Origin of the sequence: Paenibacillus apii, from assembly GCF_011043685.1 — a bacterium.
In the GTDB taxonomy this organism is placed as follows: domain Bacteria; phylum Bacillota; class Bacilli; order Paenibacillales; family Paenibacillaceae; genus Paenibacillus_AQ; species Paenibacillus_AQ sabinae.
The window spans coordinates 246,528-257,313 of record NZ_JAAKGU010000008.1; the positions used below are offsets into that span (position 1 = coordinate 246,528).

Consider the following 10,786-nt stretch of genomic DNA (forward strand, 5'->3'; position numbering starts at 1 on the left):
TTATTAAATAAGAAATATTATCCTTCCGGATAATATACTTTCGAAGGAATTGGCTTTTTCTGCTATACTGGATATAAAAGGAATTACAGGGTGGTGAGTGGGGATTGACCGTCGAACTAACCGGCATTGAGGAAAGAGAGCTTGAATTTGTTGTAGGCCGAAGCACGGAGACAGGAACCTTTACCCATATTCTGCAAGAGAGCTGTGACACGGCTTGCCGAATCCTGCATGTGTACGGCACCGGAGGGATTGGCAAGAGCACTTATCTGCGGCTGTGCCGTTCATGGTCCATGCAAATGGATGCCCTTTTCGTCCTAATCGACAGCAATGACTTTATACATACAGAACAAGGGCTTGTCGAAGCGATATTCAAGCATCTTTCACTGATTTCAAGCACCGTACATTCGGCACCCATTCTTCTGGACGGGCTGATGAAGCTCATTCAAGGCATCACCTCGGAGCGCTGGCTAGTCCTTGCCTTCGACACCTTTGAGGAAATGCCGGAGCTGGAATCATGGCTGCGGGATATCTTTTTCCCGGGGCTCCCGAATAGAACGCTGTTATTATTTGCTGGCCGGCATCCGCTAAAAGGAAGATGGATCGTATCTCCGGCATTGCGTGAACGCATTTGCCAACTGGAGCTTCATTATTTAAACCCGGTGGATTGCAGCGAATATTTGCAGAAATGCGGCATTCATCATCCGGTGCTTGTGGAGAAGCTTTCGGACCGTACCAAAGGTCATCCCCTGTCCCTTTCACTGGCCGCAGCCGCTTACTCTCCCTCCAGTCCGGCCTATGGAAGCGATTATTTTGACGATGTTATTGAGCTGTGGCTGCGTGAGGTTCCGGACCCGGAATTAAGAACCTTGCTGGATGCCGCTTCGCTGCTTCAACTTTTTCATCATGAGCTTCTGACTTTTATCATGGACGAAGAGGTATCCTCCAAAGCCTTTAACCGGCTGATCTCCCTCTCTTTTGTGCGCAAGTCCGAGCGGGGCTGGCAGCTTCACGATTTATTGCGCGAGTACATTCGCTTGCGGCTGCAAAACCGGGCTCCCGGCCTGTTTAAAAGGCTTAAGCAGCGCGCAGCCCAGTATTATGCCAATTCATTGTTAGCCGCGCCTTATGCGGAAAAGGATTGGGAAGTCAGCGAATTATTCCGGTATACCGGTATTGAGGTGGCCAGGGCGCTCATGTCCGGACAGGAGCAGCAGCGGACCTATTATTGGGAAACGGTTACACCATCTACCCTTGCGGACGCCGCAGCTTTTGCGAATTGGAGAGAAAATCATATTGAGCCCATCAGCGGGGTTGGTGTCGATCCCGAAACGGGGGCCACTTATGCCATTGAATACAGCGCCGAGGAAATTCGCAAGCATATCAAACCGGTGGATTTATCCGAGGTCTTTGCTCTCGACCCGTCTTCGATCAAGCTTCTGCGCGATGAGAATGGTAGAGCGGCTGCTCTGTTCGTTGTCATCCCGATGCACTCGGACACACTTCCGTGGCTGGAAAGTGACCCGTTGTGTTCACCGTACCTGGCCTCCCTAACCGGGGAAGAAAAGGACAAACTGAAAACGCTGCCCGAACGGCCGGCAGGATGGTTTATGCGCTGCACGTATTACTCCGATCTGCTCAACCCGGCGATCCGGACGGCCGGCATTTATCTAATTTATTCCTATATGTTCCGGGGCGGAATTCTTGTTAGTTCGCCCTTTGGGAGCGAAATCAGCAGGAAAGTGTATAGAGGCTTCGGCTTCCATACCGTTGAAGGAGCCACTCACGTTAATTATGACGGGGTCACTCCGACACCCACTTATGCTGTAGACACTAGGGGCGCGAAGCTTCAGGACTTCCTGGAGCGGTTATTTTACCGCGCGGGTCTTACGTGGCAGGGAAATGATCCTAAGAAGCCGGCGGCGCCAGCCGAACCGGCCCAAGCGGAAGCTGCGGAATCGGCCGTGGACGGTGAACAGCTGCTAACCAAGCGGGAAAAGGAAGTCGTAAGGCTCGTTCTCGCCGGATGCTCCAATTCGGAGGTGGCGAAGACCCTCTATATCTCGGAAATCACCGTAAAAAAACATCTCATCTCGATCTACGCCAAGCTGGGAATCACAAAACGAATTCAGCTTGCCAAGAAGTTCCCTTCCTGAGTTAAATTTACTTCTTTATGTACAAAGGGCCGCCGGTCGATTCGGAAGCTCTTTGGCGGTTAATTGAACTAACGTGCAGCGGCGGTGTTTCAGCGATTCGGATTAGCTGTCCTTACCTGTACCACCTTTGTAATGATGCGTATGCGGTCTCCTGCCATTTACCGTCGTAACTCCTTCGAAGTAATGGATATGCCCGCCACCCGGAATATCAATTGCCGGACCTGTTACCCCTTGGATGACATGAGTATGCCCCTGGTTTACCGACGTCATGGTAAAATAACGATGGACGTGAGGGACACCTGTTGGAGCAGGCTCGGTAACACCCGCATATTGATGTACATGTCCATCATCATAAGAGGTCACACCCGAAAAAGGGTGAACGTGATACACCGGGCGACCGTCCCAAGAAGTAATGTAAACATCATGGGAATGCTCGTTGCAAGACTCCCTTCGGTTAAGAAAGTATCCTTTAACAGGAATGTTGTTCAAAGTAGCAACTCCTTTTAAGTGGTCTTGTTGTAAATTATGTCAATCATCCTGTTAAGGTTATAGGCATTCGTTGAAACGTTAGGCTTATTGCTGCTGTTATGAATGGCAACGAAAAAGAAGCCTGCAAATCGCTTGAACTCGATTCACAGACTTCTATTCGACTTTGGAGCCGCGGCTTAAATCAACTGACAGCTAACGGGAGGATGCTTGGGCCCGATCGGTCACATTGGGAAATGAGAAAAATCAAGATCAGAAAAATCGTCTAATAAAACAACTCCCCACTTCCGATTTGGAAATGGGGAGATTTTTTGGATTACAGCTTCAAACGTAAATCCGCCGTGAAAAAGAGCCGGTAAATCAGCACACTCAGCAGCATGCTTGTAATCGCGGCAGATGCGGTGAAGGAAAAAACAATCAGAATCTGATACCTCACGGCAACGATCGGATTTGCTCCGGCGATAATCATCCCGGTCATCATCCCCGGAAGCTGCACAAGGCCCACGGTTTTCATTCCGTCAATTGTAGGAATCATGCTGAATTTAACAGCCCTTGCCCTGACCTCCTGCATCGCCTGCTGGGCCGTTGCGCCGAGCGACAGCAGTGTCTCGATCTCTCCCTTGCTGCGCCTGATTTCCTGCTTGATCTGATTGATGAACAGCCCGGAGACCACCATCGCGTTCCCAATCGTCATGCCGCTGATCGGAATAATATACTGCGGCGTAGCCTTGACGATATGCAGTCCGAGGAGAATACCCATCATCATAATCTCCGAAGCGGCAACGGCCAGCGCAATCCTCCACAGCAGCCCCGGCAGTCCCTTTCCTCTTTTGGCTGCGTTCCATGAGGCTACACATATCATAGTGACAATAATGATGAGAATATAGACAATATGTCCGGTATGAAAAATAAACTGCAGCACATAGCCGACCGCCAGAAGCTGAACCGCCGAGCGTACGGTGCCAATCGCGATGTCTTTTTCCAGGCCAAGCTTTTGCCAGATCGAGACCAGCATCGTTCCCATTACAAAAAGCAGCGTGAAACTGAGTGCGGTTAATGTCATATTTAGCGGTTTCCTTTCAAGGATTGTATGAACTTTTTCGCTAAAACGGCGGCAGGCTCAGCAAACAAGGTGTCGCTGCTGTGTTCCTGCAGTTCTCCCTTCCCCATCACCCATGCTCGGTTACTGATTCGGCGGGCTTGCTCCAGATCATGGGTCACCCATATCAACAAGGTCCCCTCTTTCAAATGCCAATCTGTCAGCAGCGATTCGACCTTCTGCGTGCTGTTAATATCGAGCGAAGCCGTAATTTCATCCAGCAAAAGAATACGCGGCCGGAGCAGCAATGACCGGATCAGAGAGATCCGCTGCTTCTCTCCTCCTGAACAATCTTCCGCCGTTTTACCAAGATCCAGATAGTCCAGTCCAAGCTTCTGCAAGAGCTGTTCCGCCAGCTTGGAGTCATAGGCGTTCCCGTGAAGCCTGCTGACCGTTCGCAGGTTATCCTCCACGCTTCCAGGCAGCATTACCGATTGCTGCGCGACATAGGATACGGTCATTCTCCACTGCCGCACATTCATATTCTTATATGAAGTCCCATTAACCAGCAAGTCGCCTTCATCCGGCGCGTCCAGCAGAGCCAGGATCCGCAGCAGCGTGCTTTTTCCTTGTCCCGAAGCGCCGATAAGGGCAATCCGCTCCGGCCCGGCGATTTCGGCCGATACACCGGAAAAGATGTACTTGGAAGCCCCTTCCCCGGTATCCCAATTCAATTTAGCCAAGTTATGTATTTCAAATAGAGCGCTCAAATTCCGATCCTCCTTTTTCCCAGAGAAAGATATCGATCTCATGATTATAGCACTTAAAGATATGAGAATATTAGGAAAAAAATAAAAACACCGCCTTTACGAGGCGATGCTGTGAAGTTTCCTAAACTATGTTCAAGGCTTTTTTCGAACACGAATCCATCGGACAAACATAAACAGGAAAGCGATCAACACAATGGCACAGATGAAGAATGTTTTTATATAGCCGCTTACCTGGAGTAAAGAATCTCTCTGGAAAGAAAGCGCCGAAATGCTCATACATGTTAAACCCATTCCTATAAAAAACACGGCAATCAGCCACTCTATTTTTTTCATGCGCTTCCCTCCCCAATTCTATTTCCACGGCAAAACGGATTTCAGAGCAACCCGGTGAGTCGTCTCCTCACTCTTGTTCTCCGGATACAAAAAATTTATAGCCAACTCCCCATACCGTTTGAATCGGGTTGTATGTCATCCCCGCCTTCTGGAGCTTTTCACGGATGTTCTTGATATGGGTATCCACCACCCGGACCTCACCCTCATAATCAAATCCCCACAGCCTTTCAACGAGCTCCTCCCTGCTGAACGCGCGCTGGCGGCACTGGGCCAATAGAACAAGGAGATCGAACTCCTTCGGTGTAAAATCCACAAGCTCCGCCTGAATTCGAATCTCCCGCGCATCAGGGAATATCGTCATTTGCGGAAATTCCAGTGCAAGCTGCTGAGGCTGCGAAGTCTGTGTAATCGTGGACCGGCGGATTAAAGAGTACATCCGGGCCAGGAGCTCTTCGGAATCAAAGGGTTTGGTTAAATAATCGTCTGCTCCGATCCCGAGGCCATGGATTTTATCCTTGGTTTCCGTTCGCGCCGTCAGCATTAAGATTGGGACCGTCTCGGTTTCTCTGATCACCTTGCATACCTGCCAGCCATCCATATCGGGCATCATGACATCCAGTAAAATGATATCGAAAGAATGCTTCTTGACCATGGACAACGCCTCAAGGCCCGTAGCCGCCTCCTTAATCTGGAAACCCTCCTTCATCAAATAAATCCGAAGCAGGTTCCTCATATTCCATTCATCATCAACAATCAACACTTGAAGTTTCGACATAACCCCCACCTTCTTTGTTCTCTATTGATCAATCTGTGGTGTTCCTCAATGCTTCCTATTCCGCATCATCAGAGGCATGAGTACGAGGTGGGACAGGGGACAGAGCAGAAGCAGGCCGTAAGTCAATAAATTGCCGGATGCTCCTTTCACAGTATTTGCAATCATCAGAACAGCCACTAGAACAATCGGGACGATACAGCATAATTTCATCAAAAGGCTATGTTTCTTGCTCTTTCCGTGTTCCTCATTATTGTTGCTGTTATGTTGGTTTCCATCGTTATGATTTCCGCAGCAGCTCATCGTGATTACCTCACTTTACTTTATCTGATTTCAATCTCTTCATTTCAGGGTCAAACGTTATACTTTTATTCTAAGAAAGGAGTATGGAGAAAATATGTTGAAAAGTTGAGGTAATGATGTACTTTGGTCAGGATCGCAATATTCCAAGTATAAAAAAACAAGCTGACGATCCGGCGTTAACTGGTGTCAGCTTGTTTTGTAAAGAGAGTTTGGGGTGGATTAATGCCCTGTGTGCGGATTGCCGCCCGAGGCCGGCGAAATTTCCAGCATATCATCGATTTCGCTTTGCGCAGTATTTGAAATGGCCGAGCTGTCGCCTGTGATCCAGGCGTGATTGTACGGGCCTTCCGCCGGAGAATCCTGGAATTTCGGTTGAAGAGTCATTGCATATTCCATAACCGAATCCGGCATGCCGTCCTTATTGGTGAAAATCAGCGGAGCATGCTTGCCAAGATGCGAGAACGGAGCCGCTGCAATGGCCAGCATAGGGTCTTCCTGAGTCAGAAACGAGAGGTTATGCCCAGGCGTGGTAATTCCCCAGCCAAACTTCGTGCCTTCGTCTTTAAACCGGGCAAAAGCAATCGAGTTGGCATACGGATCATTACCGGAAATACGGGTTACCGTTCCATAGGATTTCAGCTCATTCTCCACATCTACGGACACAGCCGATTCGGGTCCGATCAGATAAATAGCCGCATTGCCCCCGCGATTCTTCAACGCCTCTACGGTCGGGGCAGGAATTTCGTCCTTCTTGACGTACAGCAGCGGTTCAGGCATATGGGCGATCCAGTTTACCGCAGGCAGCGTGTATTCCGGACTGTCCATGGAGCCGACGACCACAGCCTGCGGCAGTTCACCCGCCACTTTGGCATAATACGTATCGATCGCCTGGGCGACAGCGGCCGGCTCATCTCCTTCGATTTTATCCGTCTTCATATCGAGCGCTTTTATCTGTTCTTCAACACCGGCCGAGACGGGACCCACAATGACAATTTGGATGTTATCGTTGGTTTCCGCGCCAATCGGCTTCAAACGCTTTATTTCCGCGAGCGTAGCTTCAGGTACCTTGTCCTTCTCGAAGAATAGAACCGGACCATTGCTCGGATGGTGAATCAAATCGGTGCTCACGGCCGCAATCTGCCAGTTGCTAACATCCGTCAACACGACGCTTGCCGGTCTGTTGCTGTCAGATACCGCTGTCCAAAGGGTCCGTGATACCAGTACGGCTGCCTCAACTGGATCGGATGTATTAATCCGCGTCGTGTTCTTTGTGCCCACCCAAGGGACGGCTACCGATGCTGTGCCGGTATCTTGAGCCGCCGGCTCCGGCGCTTTATTCCCGATTTGGCAGCCGGCCAGGACTGCGCTTAGTACTAAAGTAATGCTTACTACCGCTATACCTTTTTTCATCGTTTACCTCCGCTTTTAATTTTAAATTAATACCACTTTAACTTAAAAATATGTAGAAATGATGTGGAATCAATATATATTAATAATGATTATTAGATTGGAGTCAGCCTCGAAAAAGGCAGGCATGCGCTTTAACCCAAGCCACATACGATAAAATATAAACAAGCAGGGGGTTTTTGCTCATGTCAACAAAATGGATCATTGCCGCTGTCTTTTACGCTTTTATGGCTTGCTGGTCGCTTGGCTTTATCTACCGGTTCCGCTTTGCCATTACGGGCACTATTGCAATGATTACACCAATGGCTTGCGGGATGGTTATCGGCTTTGGCGGAGGGACAATTGTTGGCGCCGCATTTTCAGCAAATCTCTTCCTCTCCATGTTGACCAGTGTGCTGATCGGCATCCTTGCTGGAGGAATAATCGGCTCTCTAATCTCTGTCGGAGCATTTCTGAACGGAGCATTATCCGGCATGATGGCCGGCTTGATGGGAGCGATGCTAATGGTGATGCTGCCTTCGTCCGAGTGGAATCGGGTGATCTTTATTTTTATGGCCGTTTGCGGTTTCCTCCAATTTGTTCACACGCTTATGCTCCAAGGCCAAATCGAGGAACCCTTACTGAAACGCTCCAACTGGATATTTCGGACCCCTTCCCTTATGTTTCTTACTGTCGCCGCATTCCTCATCCTTTATACCGCGGGCATTACATCCGGCCCTTCTCTTCCAGATCCTAAGCATCCAAGCCACTCGATGATGAACATGAAATAATGCCGGGCTATCTACTAAAAATCTACATAAATTCAACATAATTAACTGGTAAATTAAGTATAGAAATATGTAAAAATCCGGTATCGAAGGAGATGAACCGTCTTGCTTTTCAACAAATGGTTTGCAGATTCCATTTCTTTTTTTCTTCTCCTCTTCATCCTTCTTACCTTGGTTACAGTTGCCATTGGAATTTTGAGATTTTTTGATTTGTATACCCATGCTGCTAACCGGAACCACCCGCCCGAGCTCCGCTCTGAGAACATCATCCCGCCTCAAGACTCTCAAGACCGCCATGCGGAGCAGCGCGAAAACAGCCTTGCACTCGACTATGTAAAGCGGAACTTTTTTGGTGAAACTGCCGTCTCTTTGGATAATAAGCAGTAGGACAAGCCATTAAGGGAGGATATTGACATGAGTATCAGGCAAGCCGCGGTAGATATCGGCAACGATGCGCTAAAAGCCTATGTTCAAGGGCTGGATCAGGAAATCTATATTCCGAATGTAATCGCCGAAATCGGTCCATCCCGGGACATTGTGGAATTTGAAAAGCGTCCCCTGGACGGTCTCCACGTTGAGATCATTTCGGGTGCACTTAAGCACGGGCGGGGAATTTATGCTGTCGGCAATCTGGCCGGAGGATACGCTCATAATGACGAACTCACGACGGTCAGTGAAAAATCGGAGGCCGATCAACCCGTCATTATGCTGCTGACCGCACTCGCCTATGACGCCGCTCAAGCCTTGCACGACAAGGATGGAATCATCGAAGCAATCTATTATCTTTCAACGGGGCTGCCGTTAAGTGAAGCGAAGCGGGGAAAGCGCAAAACGTTTAAAGCTAAGCTAATAGAAAATGCTCATGAAATACGGTTCAAAACGACTCCGGAAATCGGTGGAAAAGTGGTAAAATTAACATTCGAAGAAGTGCTGGTGAATATCGAAGGTCATGTTGCGTTAATCGATCTGACGACGAATGAGGACGGGTCGGTCCGCAACGAGGAATTGACGCGGATGACAGTACTCATTAATGATATTGGCGGGCTGTCTACCGATGCCGCGATTATTCATGAGGACGGAACCGTGGATAACATTTATTCGGATGGAATCAAGGAAGGGGTCTCCCCCTATCTGGATGAAATCATCGAACGGGTCCAGCACGAGATCGGATACCGGTTCTTGAACCGGCAGCAGCTGGTCGAAGTCATTACTTCGGTCAACAAAGAGGAACGCAATGTGGTCTGGTTCAGAGGCAAACGGTTCAGCATTCAGTCCATCGTGGATGAAGTATTGGTCAAAATCGCCCGTGAAGAATATAAACTGATCCGGAGCTCATGGAACAAGGTACCCGACATCCGTGTCTCCTACCAAATCGGCGGCGGTTCCCTGCTGCTTAAACCTTACCTTGAGAAGATTAACGAACAGGAAGAAGGCTACCCGCTTCGCTTTGTCGGAACGAAGGATTCGATCTGGATGATTGCAAGGGCATATTACAAATTACTGGCTGTCTACCTTCAATATAAAAATGAACAAGTGGCCGCTTCTGCAGAGTAGGTGGTCCAGGAATGGACTCATCGTTACCGCAATTCCATACGATAACCATTACTTTGCCGGAAAATACCCCGCAGGCGGTTCTTGATTATTTGGAACAACTAAAACAAACCGGTGATCGAACCTTCAGCAACAAAATATCGCAGCTCTTGATCGAATCGCTCAATCGGGCATCCCTAAAGGAAAAGCCGCATATCCTCATTCCTCTGCCGGAGCATCTTACCGAGGAACAGCTGGATTGGTTCAATCATCCGTTTACGAAGCATTTGCTCACGAACTGGATTTCGCAACTGGCCGGGGGCACGATGCCCCTGCCATTTTCAAATCATTGGGCGACGTCGCCAATGCCTTCGTCTATTGAACCATCGTCTCCCGAACCGTCGCAGCCGGAAATCCATTCCCAAATTACGGGGAATAAGGTTGACGTCCCGGGGCGCACTGAACCAGATCATGCGGCGTCTCCACCTGGCCAAGATTCCTTTCGGATCAGCACTTCCTACCATAACAAACTCGTAGGATTCTTTCTCGACGAAGATTAGGAGTGGTCATAAAGTATGAAGACAAACCGGACAGACATCATCAGAAAACGATATGACCGGATATCGGGGATCTTCGATGTAATGGAACGGATGATCAAAAAAGAATGGCGGGCCGATTTGCTCAGCAAGGCTGAAGGCGAGGTGCTGGAGGTTGGTGTTGGAACCGGAGCGAACTTGTCCTATTATCCGCCCCGTGCCGCAGGCGTTACCGGAATAGATTTCAGTCCGGGCATGCTTAGATATGCCAAACAAAAAGCGCTCCACACTCCTTTTCCGGTAACTCTCCTGGAGATGGATGCCCAGCATTTGGACTTTCCCGATAATTCATTCGATTATGTGGTTGCGACCTGTGTCTTCTGCTCGGTGCCGGACCCGATAGCCGGCTTAAAGGAAATCCGAAGAGTGTGCAAGCCGGACGGGAAAGTGCTTCTGCTCGAGCATATGCGCAGCGAGCAGCCGCTGCTTGGATTAGTCATGGATGTTCTTAATCCGGTCACTGTCCGCATTTCGGGCGCCAACATCAACCGCAGAACGCTGCAAAATATCGAAAAAGCGGGTTTGCGCATCGAGGAAAATGTACCGTTAATGGGTTCGATCGTCCGCAGTCTCGTGTTAAATCCCGATAAGCCGTCAAAATAAAATAGGAATACAAAAGGGAGCTGTCCC

The 10,786-nt window shown here is 49.1% G+C and carries 12 protein-coding genes; 6 read left to right on the forward strand and 6 right to left on the reverse strand.

The features are described 5' to 3' along the window. The first annotated feature begins 104 nt into the window (after positions 1–104). Positions 105–2,153 (forward strand): LuxR C-terminal-related transcriptional regulator, encoded by a 2,049-nt coding sequence (locus G5B47_RS25390; protein ID WP_206107418.1) that lies wholly within the window; start codon positions 105–107, stop codon positions 2,151–2,153. 102 nt (positions 2,154–2,255) lie between these two features. Here G5B47_RS25390 and G5B47_RS17680 read toward each other — a convergent pair whose 3' ends face one another. From G5B47_RS17680 to G5B47_RS17710, 6 genes are all read right to left on the reverse strand, one after another. Further along, positions 2,256–2,642: a YmaF family protein gene (locus G5B47_RS17680; RefSeq protein ID WP_165100695.1), complete on the reverse strand. Its 387-nt coding sequence runs from the start codon at positions 2,640–2,642 to the stop codon at positions 2,256–2,258. 313 nt (positions 2,643–2,955) lie between these two features. Continuing rightward, entirely contained in the window at positions 2,956–3,702 is a 747-nt protein-coding gene (locus G5B47_RS17685) for an ABC transporter permease (protein ID WP_165100698.1), read from the reverse strand. A 2-nt stretch (positions 3,703–3,704) separates the two neighbouring features. Beyond that, entirely contained in the window at positions 3,705–4,448 is a 744-nt protein-coding gene (locus G5B47_RS17690; protein ID WP_206107419.1) for an ABC transporter ATP-binding protein, read from the reverse strand. Positions 4,449–4,580: 132 nt separating this feature from the next. Next, entirely contained in the window at positions 4,581–4,781 is a 201-nt protein-coding gene (locus G5B47_RS17695) for a hypothetical protein (protein ID WP_165100704.1), read from the reverse strand. 67 nt (positions 4,782–4,848) lie between these two features. Then, on the reverse strand, positions 4,849–5,556 hold the full coding sequence (locus tag G5B47_RS17700; protein ID WP_165100707.1) for a response regulator transcription factor: 708 nt from the start codon (positions 5,554–5,556) through the stop codon (positions 4,849–4,851). A 519-nt stretch (positions 5,557–6,075) separates the two neighbouring features. Further along, entirely contained in the window at positions 6,076–7,266 is a 1,191-nt protein-coding gene (locus G5B47_RS17710; RefSeq protein WP_165100713.1) for a cell wall-binding repeat-containing protein, read from the reverse strand. Between the two features lie 182 nt (positions 7,267–7,448). Between G5B47_RS17710 and G5B47_RS17715 the strand changes: the two genes are divergently transcribed. The 5 genes from G5B47_RS17715 (at position 7,449) to G5B47_RS17735 (ending at position 10,759) form a co-directional block, all read left to right on the forward strand. Then, entirely contained in the window at positions 7,449–8,033 is a 585-nt protein-coding gene (locus G5B47_RS17715) for a hypothetical protein (protein ID WP_165100716.1), read from the forward strand. A gap of 102 nt (positions 8,034–8,135) precedes the next feature. After that, positions 8,136–8,417: a hypothetical protein gene (locus tag G5B47_RS17720; protein WP_165100718.1), complete on the forward strand. Its 282-nt coding sequence runs from the start codon at positions 8,136–8,138 to the stop codon at positions 8,415–8,417. A 27-nt stretch (positions 8,418–8,444) separates the two neighbouring features. Beyond that, the gene (locus tag G5B47_RS17725; protein ID WP_165100721.1) at positions 8,445–9,584 is read left to right on the forward strand and encodes a ParM/StbA family protein; all 1,140 of its coding nucleotides are present in this window, start codon (positions 8,445–8,447) and stop codon (positions 9,582–9,584) included. Between the two features lie 11 nt (positions 9,585–9,595). Continuing rightward, the gene (locus tag G5B47_RS17730; RefSeq protein ID WP_165100724.1) at positions 9,596–10,120 is read left to right on the forward strand and encodes a hypothetical protein; all 525 of its coding nucleotides are present in this window, start codon (positions 9,596–9,598) and stop codon (positions 10,118–10,120) included. Positions 10,121–10,135: 15 nt separating this feature from the next. Continuing rightward, a complete protein-coding gene (locus G5B47_RS17735) occupies positions 10,136–10,759 on the forward strand; it encodes a class I SAM-dependent methyltransferase (protein WP_165100727.1) in 624 nt (207 codons plus the stop codon). Positions 10,760–10,786: the final 27 nt, after the last annotated feature.

What these genes read in the sequence shown, in the direction of transcription:
- G5B47_RS17730 (WP_165100724.1), top strand. Translation starts at nt 9,596, where the DNA reads ATGGACTCATCGTTACCGCAATTCCATACGATAACCATTACTTTGCCG.
- G5B47_RS17715 (WP_165100716.1), top strand. Translation starts at nt 7,449, where the DNA reads ATGTCAACAAAATGGATCATTGCCGCTGTCTTTTACGCTTTTATGGCT.
- G5B47_RS17710 (WP_165100713.1), bottom strand. Translation starts at nt 7,266, where the DNA reads ATGAAAAAAGGTATAGCGGTAGTAAGCATTACTTTAGTACTAAGCGCA.
- G5B47_RS17735 (WP_165100727.1), top strand. Translation starts at nt 10,136, where the DNA reads ATGAAGACAAACCGGACAGACATCATCAGAAAACGATATGACCGGATA.
- G5B47_RS17700 (WP_165100707.1), bottom strand. Translation starts at nt 5,556, where the DNA reads ATGTCGAAACTTCAAGTGTTGATTGTTGATGATGAATGGAATATGAGG.
- G5B47_RS17685 (WP_165100698.1), bottom strand. Translation starts at nt 3,702, where the DNA reads ATGACATTAACCGCACTCAGTTTCACGCTGCTTTTTGTAATGGGAACG.
- G5B47_RS17695 (WP_165100704.1), bottom strand. Translation starts at nt 4,781, where the DNA reads ATGAAAAAAATAGAGTGGCTGATTGCCGTGTTTTTTATAGGAATGGGT.
- G5B47_RS17725 (WP_165100721.1), top strand. Translation starts at nt 8,445, where the DNA reads ATGAGTATCAGGCAAGCCGCGGTAGATATCGGCAACGATGCGCTAAAA.